Source organism: Candidatus Thiodiazotropha sp. AKAK2 (genome assembly GCF_058244685.1).
This window is the reverse complement of sequence record NZ_JBSYOP010000030.1, coordinates 36,888-50,479: the sequence shown is the minus strand read 5'-3', so window position 1 is coordinate 50,479 and position 13,592 is coordinate 36,888. Positions and strand designations below refer to the sequence as shown.

Sequence of the window (13,592 nt, the reverse complement as noted above, 5' to 3'; positions counted from 1 at the left end):
ACAAGCATGAGTTTCCTGTCCGATCATGGGTATAATGACCCTTTGCCTCTGCCGGTTACAACCCATGATGACTGATAGCCATACCCTTTTCGAATCAAACCTGGACCTGAAACTGCTCAATCGTGGCAAAGTACGTGATATCTATGAGGTGGATGATCAGCATCTACTGATCGTAACCAGTGACCGTCTATCAGCATTCGATGTGGTCCTGCCACAACCCATCCCCGGCAAAGGCGAAGTCCTCACCCGGGTGGCGAATTTCTGGTTTCAGCGAACCGAGTCATTGATTCCAAACCATCTGGCGAAACTGCAGCTTTCTGAGATCCTGGCAGACCCGGATCAGCGCAACAGTCTGGGTGACAGATACATGATCGTGCGCAAGCTCAAGCCACTGCCGATCGAAGCGATCGTACGGGGCTACCTGATCGGCTCCGGTTGGAAGGATTACCAGCACAATCAATCGGTCTGCGGCATCCCACTGCCCGCCGGTCTGCAGCAGGCGGACCGACTACCCGAAGCCATCTTCACCCCATCCACAAAAGCGGATGTGGGGGGTCACGATGAAAACATCGATTTCAGCCAGACTGAAAATCTGCTTGGGCGTGAACTGGCGGCACAGGTGAAGAAGATCAGTCTGACCATCTATTCCCAGGCCGCCGACTATGCGTTGAGCAAAGGCATCATCATTGCCGATACCAAATTTGAGTTCGGTCTGGATGATGATGGACAGCTGCATTTGATCGATGAGGCACTGACACCGGATTCATCGAGATTCTGGCCGGCGGACAGCTATCGTCCCGGCACCAGTCCGGTCAGCTTCGATAAACAGTTTGTCAGAGATTACCTGGAGACTCTGGATTGGGATAAAACCCCCCCAGGCCCTGAGCTACCCCAGGAGGTAATAGATAAAACCGCCGAAAAATACCGTGAAGCGGAACGACGTCTGACCGGTAAGTAGATCGGGGTTCATCCGACAGTCGCTGGGCTTTGATCGCGGCTGATATCAAACCGTGCCCGTTTTACGAACTACACCTGATCAGGACAAGACGCGGCAGATCGGTTATCCAGGCAAACAGTTGAGACTCATCAATCAAACGCTACGCTTCAAGAATCCAATTCGCATTTTAGATCTATAATTTAAGCTAAGATATGAGCTTTAACCATGAGCACTCTGACAGGTTTGGAGCGGATTGCCGCAGTATATGAAGCGACTCAGTTTTGACATGCCCTATTGTATTGATCATGGTGATTCATTGATCAATCTCACACCATCTCATATCAGTTCAGTCGCACACCCTGCGCCGCTGATTCCGGTCTATGAATGATCGACCAGGGTAGACTTTAAATTTCAAGAGAAAAAATATTGGGCAAGACCAGTTTGAGCTTATACACTTCTGAGGATATGACAAAACAGAATAACAAAGCAGCCCGGGTAGTGATCTACACTACCTTGAGGTGCCCCCATTGTCAGCACTTAAAGCGTTGGCTTAAACGAAACAACGTGCCCTTCCTCGACTTCAATGTTGCCAAACCCGGCAAGATCCAGAAAAAGTTTTTTGAGATCGGGGGTAAAAGCGTCCCGCTGATCCTGGTTGGCGATCAAAAATTCGAAGGATTCAATCCCAACCGACTGAAAAAGGCACTGGAACTTGAAGGGCTGATGTAGGCCGCATGGCCAGGCTATCCCCTGGTTACGATTCCGACAGAAAAAATAAAGGGGCCAAATGGCCCCTTTATCGTGCACCGAATTAACGGCTAACCGATACTCAAATCAATTGATTTTCGGATCGAGTTCACCGCTTTCGTAGCGAACCTGCATGTTCTCGAGAGAGATCGGATTGATCTTCTCCGCCATACCGGCAGAACCGAAGGCTTCATAACGATCCTTACAGATGTCCGACATGGCCTTGGTGGCCTCTTTCAGGAACTTGCGTGGATCGAAGTTGGACTTGTTGTCATTGAGGTGCTTGCGAATGGAGCCGGTAGAGGCCATACGCAGGTCGGTGTCGATGTTGACCTTACGCACACCATGCTTGATGCCTTCAACGATCTCTTCAACCGGCACACCATAGGTCTCACCCATATCACCACCATACTCATTGATGATGGCCAGCCAATCCTGAGGTACGGATGAGGAGCCATGCATTACCAGATGGGTATCCGGAATCCGTGCGTGGATCTCTTTGACACGATCGATTGCCAGGATGTCGCCTGTAGGCGGACGGGTGAACTTATAGGCGCCGTGGGAAGTACCGATCGCGATTGCCAGGGCATCCACACCGGTCTTCTTGACGAAATCCGCCGCTTCATCAGGGTCGGTCAGCAGCTGGCTGTGGTCCAGGGTACCTTCAGCACCGATACCATCCTCTTCACCGGCTTGACCGGTTTCCAGGGAACCCAGACAACCCAGCTCACCCTCAACGGAAACACCGCCGGCGTGGGCAATATCGACCACCTTGGCTGTAGTATCCACATTGTATTCGTAACTGGATGGGGTCTTACCGTCAGTCATCAGGGAGCCGTCCATCATCACCGATGAGAAGCCTGACTGAATCGAACGCAGACAGACGGATGGTGACGTACCGTGATCCTGATGCATACAGACCGGAATATGGGGATACATTTCGGTTGCAGCAATGATCAGATGACGCAGAAAGGGTTCACCTGCGTAAGACCGGGCGCCTGCAGATCCTTGCAGAATGACCGGACTGTTGACGGCATCCGCTGCCTGCATGATGGCATGCACCTGCTCCATGTTGTTAACATTGAACGCAGGCAGACCATAGCCGTGCTCCGCGGCATGGTCGAGTAGTTGGCGCAGGGAAATCAGAGCCATGATAGCCTCCTTGGTTTGTGTTTATAGTCTCGTTACAACTTAATCACCACCCACTGGTGGTGACTTCAATCTTTATCAGTCAGCCAGCACATGCTCGCCGACACGCATTACTTTCATGATATTGGTTTGGCCTTCCACACCGGAGCGGTCGCCCTTGGTAATGATCACCAGATCATTCTCTCGGACCTCTCCGCGGCGCAGCAACTCATCGATCACCTCTTCATTGACCTGGGCAATGTCGGTGCTGGCCACATCGAAGCTGACCGGATAGACACCACGATAGAGTGTCACTTTACGTCGGGTGCGCACATGCCGGGTCAACGCATAGATCGGAATGTCGGAACTGATTCTGGACATCCATTTTACTGTCGAGCCGGATTCGGTCAGAGCGGCGATCGCTTTCACCCCTAGGTGATTGGCGGTATACATGGTGGACATGGCGATGGCCTCATCCACCCGACCGAAGACGCTGTCGAGTCTGTGACTTGAGCGCCGTGCAAGCTGGTGCTTCTCAGCTTCGACACAGACCCGGTCCATTGCCTTGATCACTTTATGCGGATACTTGCCGACCGAGGTTTCGGCAGAAAGCATGACCGCATCTGTGCCATCGATCACCGCATTGGCCACATCAAACACTTCAGCACGGGTGGGGATCGGACTCTCGATCATCGACTGCATCATCTGCGTCGCTGTGATCACCACCGAGTTCATCTCCCGGGCCTTTTTGATCATCTCTTTCTGCACGGCAGGCAATTCAGCATCACCGATCTCAACACCCAGGTCACCACGGGCAACCATGATGACATCTGAAGCCTGGATAATCTCTTCGATGCAGTCCAGCGCCTCGGCGCGCTCAACCTTGGCTACGATACCGCCATTGCCACCCGCCTCCTCCAGAAGGCGACGCGCCTCGATTACATCATCCGCATTGCGAACGAAAGAGACAGCAAGATAATCCACGTCGATTTCAGCGGCAAACAGGATATCCGCACGATCCTTGTCCGTCAGTGCGGGCGCTGAAAGTCCACCGCCCTGTTTGTTGATCCCTTTGTTGTTGGAGAGCTTGCCACCCACCACCACTTTGCAATGGACCTCTTTGTCGGTAACCTCAGAGACCCAGAGCTCAACAGCACCGTCATCGAGCAACAGCGTGTCACCGCGGGAGACATCATCAATCAGTTCCGGATAGGTCAGACCCACCCGCTCATCATCACCCGCATCCAGCGCCAGCGCTGCATCGAGGATGAACTGGCCGTTCTCTTCCAGTTCGGTATAGCCGTTCTTGAATTTGCCGATACGGATCTTCGGCCCCTGAAGATCCGCCAATACACCGATTTGTCGACCACAGGCACGAGCCCGATTACGAATCCGTTCCGCACGTTGTCTTTGCGAGTCGTGAGCATCGTGTGAAAGGTTGAGGCGAACGATATCCACCCCGGCGTGTATCAGCTTGTCGAGAACCTTAGGGTCATCTGTTGCCGGACCCAGGGTTGCTACAATTTTGGTTCTTCTTGGCATACCTATCCAATTACTTGCTTGCTGCACGTTGTCTTGGGCCGGACCCCTGTCCGGCCTCTGATCAGTGGACATCCTATTTAGCTGCACAAGCCTCCAACATCGCCACCGCAGGCAGGGTTTTACCTTCCAGATACTCCAGGAAAGCACCGCCAGCCGTTGAGATGTAGGAGACTTTGTTATAGATGTCGTACTTCTGAATGGCCGCGATGGTGTCACCGCCGCCTGCCAGGGAGAAACCATCGGAATCGGCGATCGCCATGGAGACGGTCTTGGTGCCTTCACCAAACTGATCGAATTCGAATACCCCGACCGGACCATTCCAGACGATGGTGCCAGCCTTTTTGATGATCTCAGCCAGTTCATTGGCACTGTCTGGACCGATATCGAAAATCATCTCTTCATCAGCAACCTCACCGGCAGGCTTGAGTACCGCAGGCTCCTCTTCGGCAAAGTTCTTGCCGACCACCACATCGGTTGCGATAGGTATATTGGCGCCACGGTCTTTCATCTTTTCGATCAGAGCCTGAGCGGTGGGTACCAGATCATCTTCACACAGGGACTTACCCACATTGTGTCCGGTGGCCTTGAGGAAGGTATTGGCGATACCGCCACCAACAACCAGCTGGTCGACCTTTTCTGACAACGCTTCGAGAACGGTCAGCTTGGTTGAAACCTTGGAACCACCGACAATTGCCACCATCGGACGGGCCGGATTGGCCAGCGCCTTCGCCAGGTTATCCAACTCATCGGCGAGCAACAGTCCGGCACAGGCAACCGGAGCAAACTTGCCGGCGCCATGGGTAGAGGCCTGGGCACGATGAGCGGTACCGAACGCATCCATGACATAGACATCACACAGAGCGGCATATTTCTTTGACAGCGCTTCGTTGTCCTTCTTCTCACCGGCATTGAAACGGACGTTCTCGAGCAGCACAACTTCACCTTCCGCCACATCGAAACCACCATCCAGATACTCTTTGATCAGACGAACTGCGCCACCCAGTTTGGCAGACATGTCATCGGCAATTGGCGCCATCGAGTTCTCTTCTGAATAGACACCCTCTTCCGGCCTGCCACGATGTGACATCACCATCACTTTCGCACCGGCCTTGGCACAGTGCTCGATGGTTGGCATGGAAGCTGTGATACGCGCATCCGAAGTTACCTTGCCGTCTTTAACCGGCACATTGAGATCAGCGCGGATCAATACGCGCTTGCCGGCAAGATCAAGATCGGTCAGCTTGATAAATGACATAACAGACTCCTGCTTCGATTGTAATTTTAAAATATGAATTCTGAGTTATGGATTTTGTTGTTACAGATTACAAAGCTGTCAAAAAATACATAACTCATGACTCTCGCTGTGGAGTTACGGGGCAGGATTAATCCTGCCCCGTAAAGATCAGCACTTACTTGGAGACGTGCTCAACCATGCGCAGCATGTTGCAGGTGTAGCCATACTCGTTGTCGTACCAGGAGACAACTTTGACAAAAGTGTCGTCCAGTGCGATACCGGCGCCGGAATCGAAGATGGAAGGATTGGAGCAACCACGGAAATCGGTGGAAACCACTTTGTCTTCGGTATAGGCCAGTACACCAGCCAGATCGCCAGACTCGGAAGCCGCTTTCATGGCAGCACAGACGTCGTCGTAGCTGGCGCCGCTGTTGAGTTCAACAGTCAGATCGACAACAGAGACGTCAGAGGTCGGTACACGGAAAGCCATACCGGTCAGTTTGCCGTTCAGCTCAGGCAGTACTTTACCTACAGCTTTGGCAGCACCGGTAGAGGAAGGAATGATGTTTTCCAGGATACCGCGACCACCACGCCAATCTTTCATGGAAGGTCCATCAACAGTCTTCTGGGTCGCCGTTGCCGCATGCACGGTAGACATCAGGCCACGCTTGATGCCCCACTTGTCGTTCAGCACTTTAGCCACAGGCGCCAGACAGTTGGTGGTACAGGAGGCGGCGGAAACAATCGCCTGACCGTTGTATTCGTTGTGGTTTACACCATAAACGAACATTGGGGTAGCATCCTTGGAAGGCGCACTCTGTACGACCTTTTTGGCACCCGCGTCAATGTGCTTCTGACAGGTCTCTTCGGTGAGGAAGAAACCGGTACATTCGATGACCAGATCAGCACCGATCGCATCCCATTTCAGGTCAGCTGGATCGCGCTCAGCGGTGAGGCGGATCTTTTTGCCGTTCACAACCATGTTGCTGCCATCGACAGAAATATCACCATCGAAATTGCCATGGACTGAATCGTACTTCAGCATGTAGGCCAGATAATCGGGCTCCAGCAGATCGTTGATGCCGACGACTTCAATACCAGGGAAGTCTTTTGCGATAGCACGGAATGCCATACGGCCGATGCGGCCAAAACCGTTGATACCTACTTTGATAGTCATAGCGATTCTCCGTTATACATATATAGAATTGTCATTAGTCAGTATTGGCGGGAGGCGCGAATAACGCGCCTCTCAACCATCTTAAGCGGTCACTTCGTTGATCGCAGCGAGTACGTTCTCTGCTGTGAAGCCGAACTCTTTGAACAGTTCACCGGCAGGCGCCGACTCACCGAAGTGATTGATACCAATAACCTTGCCATTGATACCAACGTATTTGTACCAGCCATCAGTCACAGCGGCTTCCACTGCCACACGGGCAGTTACAGCAGCAGGCAGTACAGACTCTTTGTAGGCTGCATCCTGTGCATCGAAGGCGCTGGTGTTGGGCATGGAAACAACCCGTACCTGCTTGTTGGATTCGGCTGCTGCCTTGACTGCCAGGTCCACCTCAGAGCCGGTGGCAATAACGATTGCGTCCGGTGTACCGTCACAATCGACAATCACATAGCCGCCCTTGGCGATATCTGCAATCTGCGCATCGGTACGCTCCTGATGGGCCAGACCCTGACGGGAGAAGACCAGACAGGAAGGACCGTTACGCTTCTCTACCGCCGCTTTCCAGGCAACGGCGGTTTCCACTGCGTCACAGGGACGCCAGAGGTCCATGTTCGGCACCATACGCAGGGTTGGGATCTGTTCGACCGGCTGATGGGTAGGTCCATCCTCACCCAGACCGATGGAGTCGTGAGTATAGACAAAGATCGACTGGATCTTCATCAGTGCCGACATACGCAGAGCGTTACGGGCATACTCGGAGAACATCAGGAAGGTGCCGCCGTAAGGGATGAAACCACCATGCAGTGCCACACCGTTCATGATTGCAGACATACCGAACTCACGCACACCGTAAGATATGTAGTTACCATCCGCATTGCCGTCGGTGATCGACTTGGAGCCGGACCAGGCGGTGAGGTTTGAAGGGGTCAGGTCAGCTGAGCCACCGAGGAATTCCGGCAGCAGTGGACCATAACCATTGAGCGCATTCTGCGAGGCTTTACGGGTTGCCGGAGATTCCGCCTTACTATTCACCTCAGCAATAAACTTGGCAGCCTCGGCTTCCCAGTTGTCCGGCAGATCACCACTCATACGGCGGTTGAACTCAGCGGCCAGCTCAGGAAAAGCAGACTGATAGGCGGCAAACTTATCGTTCCAACCGGACTCAGACTCTGCACCGGAAGCCTTTGCGCTCCAACCTTCGTAGATCTCCTCAGGAATCACGAATGCATCGTGTGCCCATCCGAGTTTCTCACGGGTGGCGACAATCTCGTCAGCACCCAATGGGGCGCCATGACAGTCGTGGCTGCCGGCCAGGTTGGGTGAACCGAAACCGATGGTGGTCTTGCAGCAGATCAGGCAGGGTTTGTCAGCATCAGCCTTGGCAGCCTCGATAGCCTGATTGATGGCGTCGGCATCATGGCCGTCAACATCACGGATCACCTGCCAGCCGTAAGATTCGAACCGGGCGGGGGTATCATCAGTGAACCAACCTTCAGTCTCACCGTCGATACTGATGCCGTTGTCATCCCAGAAAGCGACCAGCTTGCCCAGACCGAGGGTTCCAGCCAGAGAGCAGGCTTCATGAGAGATGCCTTCCATCATACAACCGTCACCCAGGAACACGTAGGTGAAGTGGTCGACGATCTCATGACCCGGCTTGTTGAATTGTGCCGCCAGGGTCTTCTCGGCCAGGGCCATACCCACACCGTTGGTGATACCCTGCCCCAGCGGACCGGTGGTGGTCTCTACACCTGGTGCGTAGCCATATTCCGGATGACCCGGTGTTTTCGAGTGTAACTGACGGAAATTCTTAAGATCATCGATGCTCAGCTCGTAACCTGTGAGGTGAAGCAGCGAATAGATCAGCATTGAACCATGGCCGTTTGACAGAATAAAACGGTCGCGATCAGCCCAATCCGGATTGGCCGGATTGTGTTTCAGGTGGCTGTTCCACAGTACTTCGGCAATATCTGCCATCCCCATGGGTGCCCCTGGATGACCTGAATTGGCTTGTTGCACAGCATCCATACTCAGGGCACGAATGGCATTGGCGAGTTCTCTGCGTGAGGACATTGACCCCTCCTGATTTATTAATGATTTGTTAATCTGTTTCTAAGTCCTTAACGACTTAACGAGGCGGAAATCCGCTAAATTCTTTGTTAATCAACCCTTGCGTACCTGGTTATGCCGTCCCCTTTTCGCATACGGCAATGGTTAACCCGCTCGGGCAAAGGTTCGCTATTCTGACCCAAGCAGCAAGCACAGAGCAAAGCAGCTTGCTTTAATGGCCGATAAGCTGGCTTGATGGAATGGGCTACAGCTTCATTTTTCAAGCAAATTCAAGAAGTTGGTTCTTCACGCCACTTAATGGAACAGCCCATACTGGGTATCTGATCCTGAGGTCCTCGACCCGTCTGGGCAACCTGCTTCATCGCTTCAAAGAGGTCACGACGCACATTTGGGTCGGCCGCTTCCTTCTTACTTTCATCCAGTCTGCCCCGATATTGCAGTTTCAGATCGCCGTTGTAGCCAAAGAAATCGGGGGTACAAACTGCACCATAGGCCTTGGCAACCTGCTGAGTCTCATCAATCAGGTAGGGGAAAGGAAAGCCCAACCGCTCCGAGACCAGACGCATGTTCTCGAAGGAGTCTTCCGCATAATCGGTGGGGTCGTTCGACATGATTGCCACTGCATTCACACCCAACGCCGCCAACTCCTTGGTATCCCTGATAATTCTGTCAATTACCGCCTTCACATAGGGGCAGTGGTTACAGATAAACATCACCAGCAGTCCATTCTCTCCGGCACATTGTTGCAGGGACCAGGTCTTGCCATCAACTCCAGGGAGCTGGAAATCCAGGGCCTCAGCATCAAAGTCACAAATCGGTGTCTGTAGGGATACCATTATTATTTCGCTCAATACATTGAATTGAATCGGGGTGGGGCATTATGCAAAAAGCGAGCTGGTGTGTAAAATCCCGTTTCGCTGAGCGTTGGCCGTCAAGCCATAGATGTATCACCAAGTCGGTGCTACCGATGACATACAAATTATCAGGAATAACATGAGTAAAGAGTTTATTTTCACCTCGGAATCTGTCTCTGAAGGACATCCGGACAAGGTTGCGGATCAGATATCGGACGCCATGTTGGATGCGATCCTGGCCCAGGATCCCCATCCGGATCGAGCTCGTGTGGCCTGTGAAACTCTGATTAAAACTGGTGCGGTCATCGTTGCCGGAGAGATTACCACCGAGGCGTGGATCGACCTGGACGATCTGGTCAGAGAGGTGGTTTGTGATATCGGCTACACCAGTTCCGATGTGGGTTTCGACGGCTCGACCTGCGCGGTGATGTCGCTGATCGGCAAACAATCGGCCAACATTGCCCAGGGTGTCGACCGCTCCGCCCCGGAAGAACAGGGCGCCGGTGACCAGGGCATGATGTTCGGCTATGCAACCAATGAGACCGACGTCTTGATGCCCGCCCCCATCACCTATGCCCAGCGGCTGGTGAAACGGCAGTCGGAGATCCGTAAGTCGGGCATACTGCCCTGGCTGCGTCCGGATGCAAAAAGCCAGGTAACCCTGCAGTATGAGGATGGCAAGGTCAGCGGTATCGGCGCGGTGGTACTCTCCACCCAGCACGATCCGGATATCGACTATAAGCAGCTCCAGGAAGCAGTGATGGAGAACATCATCCAGCCTGTGCTTCCCAAGGAGTGGCTGGACAAGTGCCCTCAGGAGAAGATCCACATCAATCCGACCGGCAGCTTTGTCATCGGTGGCCCTGTGGGTGACTGCGGCCTCACCGGGCGCAAGATCATCGTCGATACCTATGGTGGTGCGGCGAGACACGGTGGCGGCGCCTTCTCCGGCAAGGATCCATCGAAAGTCGATCGCTCTGCCGCCTATGCGGGCCGCTATGTGGCAAAGAACATTGTCGCGGCTGGCCTGGCCGAGCGCTGTGAAATCCAGATCTCCTACGCCATCGGCGTGGCGGAACCGACCTCGATCATGGTTGAGACCTTCGGTACGGGTAAGATCGCAGATGAAGCGATCTCCGCCCTGGTGCGCGAGCATTTCGACCTCAGGCCCTATGGCATTCTGAAAATGCTCGATCTGTTGAACAGCGACAAGATCAAATACCGTAAAACCGCCGCCTATGGCCACTTCGGCCGTGAGGATGAAGGCTTTACCTGGGAGAACACAGATAAGGCGGAGGCCCTGCGGGCGGACGCAAAACTCTAAAAGGACCGAGACCATTTTTAGAGCTTCCATGCCGAGGAGCGCTGCAACGGATTCAATTCCGCCAGGCTCGGCAGGGAGGTTGAAACAACATGACAAACCGCGCTCACTCACGATATTCAGGAGATGACTACCATGAGTGAGTTCACCGACTATAAAGTAGCTGATATTTCACTGGCCGATTTCGGCCGCCGTGAGATTGCCATTGCCGAGACCGAGATGCCCGGCCTGATGGCGATCCGCGAAAAGTATGCCGCCGAGCAACCCCTCAAAGGCGCACGCATTACCGGCTCCCTGCACATGACCATACAGACCGCTGTGCTGATCGAAACCCTGGTGGAGCTGGGCGCCGAGGTACGCTGGTGTTCCTGCAACATCTTCTCCACCCAGGACCATGCGGCGGCGGCAATCGCAGCCCAGGGGATTCCGGTCTATGCCTGGAAAGGCGAATCCTTGGAAGAGTACTGGTGGTGTACCGAACAGGTACTCAACTGGCCGGACGGCGAATCGCCGAACATGATCCTCGATGATGGTGGCGACGCCACCCTGCTGGTGCACAAAGGGGTCGAATTCGCCGACGCAGGCGCGGTGCCCGAGCCCAAGGCGGACGATGCGGAAGAGTGGCAGGTGATCCTCGGCGTACTGAAACGCAGCCTGGAGGAGGATCCCAAACGCTATCACCGGATGGCTGAATCGATCAAAGGGGTGACCGAAGAGACCACCACCGGTGTGCATCGTCTTTACCAGATGATGGAACAGGGTACCCTGCTTTTTCCCGCCATGAACGTCAACGATTCGGTGACCAAGTCCAAATTCGACAATCTCTACGGCTGCCGTGAGTCCCTGGTGGACGGTATCAAACGGGCAACCGATGTGATGATTGCCGGCAAGATCGCGCTGGTTGCAGGCTATGGGGATGTCGGCAAGGGCTGCGCCCAGTCTCTACGTGGTCTGGGGGCAACGGTATGGGTCACCGAGATCGACCCGATATGCGCCCTGCAGGCGGCGATGGAAGGTTATCGGGTGATCACCATGGAAGAGGCCGCACCGCAGGCGGATATCTTCGTTACCACCACCGGCAACTTCAATATCATCACCCATGATCACATGGCTGCCATGAAGAACCAGTCGATCGTCTGTAATATCGGCCATTTCGACAATGAGATCGATATTGCCGGTATTCGTGACTACCAGTGGGAGGAGATCAAACCTCAGGTACATCATGTCATCTTTCCCGATGGCAAGCGGATCATCCTGCTGGCGGAAGGACGCCTGGTCAACCTGGGCTGCGCCACCGGCCACCCCAGCTTTGTGATGTCCAACTCCTTCTCCAATCAGGTTTTGGCGCAGATCGAGTTCTTCACCCGCTCAGGCGAGTATGAGAACAAGGTCTATGTGTTGCCCAAGAAGCTCGACGAAGAGGTTGCCCGGCTCCATCTCACCAAGATCGGTGCCAAACTGACGACCCTCTCCCAGGATCAGGCTGACTATATCGGTGTGCCCGTTGAAGGCCCCTATAAGCCCGACCACTATCGCTATTGAGCACCCAGGCCTTTAAGGTCTGCCAAAAATGGAGATTAACCGGTTGTGAGGAGTAATCCGCTCAGCCGGTCCATTGCTCATGCGTATAACCTTTATACGGTAATTGCTTGTCATGAATGATCAAACAAAACAACAGATTTTCAGCTTCGAACTCTTTCCGCCGAAGACGGAGAAGGGTATGGAGAACCTGAAAACCAATGTACAACAGCTGCAAGGCCTGGACCCCGCTTTCTTTTCGGTCACCTATGGTGCAGGTGGTTCAACCCAACAGCGTACCTTTGACACGGTCGACTGGCTGATTGAACAACAGATCGACACCGCCCCTCACCTCTCCTGCATTGGTGCGGATCAGGATGAAATCCTGGAGATACTGGAGCGTTACAAAGCCCAAGGCATCAAGCGGCTGGTGGCATTGCGTGGCGACCTGCCCTCCGGCACCGGGCTGGGCGGTCTGGGTGAGCTCAACCACGCCAATCAGCTGGTTGAACTGATTCGCCAACACTACGGCGACTATTTCCACATCGAAGTGGCCGCCTATCCCGAGTTCCATCCCCAGGCGGCCACACCGCAACAGGATCTGCAAAACTTCAAACGCAAGGTGGATGCCGGGGCCAGCAGTGCCATCACCCAGTATTTCTACAATGCGGATGCCTATTTCAGGTTTCTCGAGGAGTGCCAGCGTCTAGCGATCGAGATTCCCATCGTGCCGGGGATCATGCCGATCACTAATTTTGCACAACTGGCAAGATTCTCTGACAGTTGCGGTACCGAGATCCCCCGCTGGTTGAGAAAACGATTGGAGAGCTACGGCGATGATCTGGAGTCGATCCGCAGTTACGGCATCGAGGTGGTGAGCAACCTGAGCGAACGGCTGCTCGCCGGTGGGGCACCGGGACTCCACTTCTATACCATGAATCGATCCGCTCAGTGTCAGCAGATTTGGCAGTCGCTGGGATTATAAACAGCTGACACTGGCATCGACCTGACCATACGACTATCCGGCTGATACAACATTCGGGGTTTCAACCGGGTAGTCGTGAAAC

The 13,592-nt window shown here is 53.9% G+C and carries 11 protein-coding genes and 1 riboswitch; of the genes, 5 read left to right on the top strand and 6 right to left on the bottom strand.

The annotated features are described in order from the left end of the window. Positions 1 to 67: 67 nt before the first annotated feature. Both AC4IE8_RS13555 and AC4IE8_RS13550 read left to right on the top strand, forming a co-directional pair. Positions 68 to 958 (top strand): phosphoribosylaminoimidazolesuccinocarboxamide synthase, encoded by an 891-nt coding sequence (locus AC4IE8_RS13555; RefSeq protein ID WP_068991752.1) that lies wholly within the window; start codon positions 68 to 70, stop codon positions 956 to 958. Positions 959 to 1,402: 444 nt separating this feature from the next. Then, positions 1,403 to 1,666 (top strand): glutaredoxin family protein, encoded by a 264-nt coding sequence (locus AC4IE8_RS13550; protein WP_068991751.1) that lies wholly within the window; start codon positions 1,403 to 1,405, stop codon positions 1,664 to 1,666. A 105-nt stretch (positions 1,667 to 1,771) separates the two neighbouring features. Here the strand turns inward: AC4IE8_RS13550 and fba are convergent, their stop codons facing one another. The 6 genes from fba to AC4IE8_RS13520 all read right to left on the bottom strand — a co-directional run bounded on the left by fba (position 1,772) and on the right by AC4IE8_RS13520 (position 9,668). Beyond that, the gene (gene fba, locus AC4IE8_RS13545; protein WP_068990779.1) at positions 1,772 to 2,836 is read right to left on the bottom strand and encodes a class II fructose-bisphosphate aldolase; all 1,065 of its coding nucleotides are present in this window, start codon (positions 2,834 to 2,836) and stop codon (positions 1,772 to 1,774) included. Positions 2,837 to 2,911: 75 nt separating this feature from the next. Continuing rightward, positions 2,912 to 4,354: a pyruvate kinase gene (gene pyk / locus AC4IE8_RS13540; RefSeq protein ID WP_068991747.1), complete on the bottom strand. Its 1,443-nt coding sequence runs from the start codon at positions 4,352 to 4,354 to the stop codon at positions 2,912 to 2,914. A 73-nt stretch (positions 4,355 to 4,427) separates the two neighbouring features. Continuing rightward, positions 4,428 to 5,609, bottom strand: a complete 1,182-nt coding sequence (locus tag AC4IE8_RS13535; protein WP_068990776.1) for a phosphoglycerate kinase — start codon at positions 5,607 to 5,609, stop codon at positions 4,428 to 4,430. A 154-nt stretch (positions 5,610 to 5,763) separates the two neighbouring features. After that, on the bottom strand, positions 5,764 to 6,765 hold the full coding sequence (gap, locus tag AC4IE8_RS13530) for a type I glyceraldehyde-3-phosphate dehydrogenase (RefSeq protein ID WP_068990774.1): 1,002 nt from the start codon (positions 6,763 to 6,765) through the stop codon (positions 5,764 to 5,766). A gap of 81 nt (positions 6,766 to 6,846) precedes the next feature. Then, positions 6,847 to 8,835, bottom strand: coding sequence for a transketolase (gene tkt / locus AC4IE8_RS13525; protein ID WP_068990771.1), 1,989 nt, complete (start codon positions 8,833 to 8,835; stop codon positions 6,847 to 6,849). A 266-nt stretch (positions 8,836 to 9,101) separates the two neighbouring features. Beyond that, a complete protein-coding gene (locus AC4IE8_RS13520) occupies positions 9,102 to 9,668 on the bottom strand; it encodes a thioredoxin family protein (RefSeq protein ID WP_068990768.1) in 567 nt (188 codons plus the stop codon). Positions 9,669 to 9,825: 157 nt separating this feature from the next. Here AC4IE8_RS13520 and metK point away from each other — a divergent pair, with 157 nt between their 5' ends. The 3 genes from metK (at position 9,826) to metF (ending at position 13,510) form a co-directional block, all read left to right on the top strand. Continuing rightward, the gene (gene metK, locus AC4IE8_RS13515; protein WP_068990765.1) at positions 9,826 to 11,010 is read left to right on the top strand and encodes a methionine adenosyltransferase; all 1,185 of its coding nucleotides are present in this window, start codon (positions 9,826 to 9,828) and stop codon (positions 11,008 to 11,010) included. A gap of 27 nt (positions 11,011 to 11,037) precedes the next feature. After that, positions 11,038 to 11,122: riboswitch (S-adenosyl-L-homocysteine riboswitch) on the top strand. 20 nt (positions 11,123 to 11,142) lie between these two features. Continuing rightward, positions 11,143 to 12,549, top strand: a complete 1,407-nt coding sequence (gene ahcY, locus AC4IE8_RS13510) for an adenosylhomocysteinase (RefSeq protein ID WP_068990762.1) — start codon at positions 11,143 to 11,145, stop codon at positions 12,547 to 12,549. 112 nt (positions 12,550 to 12,661) lie between these two features. After that, entirely contained in the window at positions 12,662 to 13,510 is an 849-nt protein-coding gene (metF, locus tag AC4IE8_RS13505; RefSeq protein ID WP_068990760.1) for a methylenetetrahydrofolate reductase [NAD(P)H], read from the top strand. The last annotated feature ends 82 nt before the right edge of the window (positions 13,511 to 13,592 follow it).

What these genes read in the sequence shown, in the direction of transcription:
- gap (WP_068990774.1), bottom strand. Translation starts at nt 6,765, where the DNA reads ATGACTATCAAAGTAGGTATCAACGGTTTTGGCCGCATCGGCCGTATG.
- metF (WP_068990760.1), top strand. Translation starts at nt 12,662, where the DNA reads ATGAATGATCAAACAAAACAACAGATTTTCAGCTTCGAACTCTTTCCG.
- fba (WP_068990779.1), bottom strand. Translation starts at nt 2,836, where the DNA reads ATGGCTCTGATTTCCCTGCGCCAACTACTCGACCATGCCGCGGAGCAC.
- AC4IE8_RS13555 (WP_068991752.1), top strand. Translation starts at nt 68, where the DNA reads ATGACTGATAGCCATACCCTTTTCGAATCAAACCTGGACCTGAAACTG.
- AC4IE8_RS13535 (WP_068990776.1), bottom strand. Translation starts at nt 5,609, where the DNA reads ATGTCATTTATCAAGCTGACCGATCTTGATCTTGCCGGCAAGCGCGTA.
- AC4IE8_RS13550 (WP_068991751.1), top strand. Translation starts at nt 1,403, where the DNA reads ATGACAAAACAGAATAACAAAGCAGCCCGGGTAGTGATCTACACTACC.
- AC4IE8_RS13520 (WP_068990768.1), bottom strand. Translation starts at nt 9,668, where the DNA reads ATGGTATCCCTACAGACACCGATTTGTGACTTTGATGCTGAGGCCCTG.
- tkt (WP_068990771.1), bottom strand. Translation starts at nt 8,835, where the DNA reads ATGTCCTCACGCAGAGAACTCGCCAATGCCATTCGTGCCCTGAGTATG.
- pyk (WP_068991747.1), bottom strand. Translation starts at nt 4,354, where the DNA reads ATGCCAAGAAGAACCAAAATTGTAGCAACCCTGGGTCCGGCAACAGAT.
- ahcY (WP_068990762.1), top strand. Translation starts at nt 11,143, where the DNA reads ATGAGTGAGTTCACCGACTATAAAGTAGCTGATATTTCACTGGCCGAT.
- metK (WP_068990765.1), top strand. Translation starts at nt 9,826, where the DNA reads ATGAGTAAAGAGTTTATTTTCACCTCGGAATCTGTCTCTGAAGGACAT.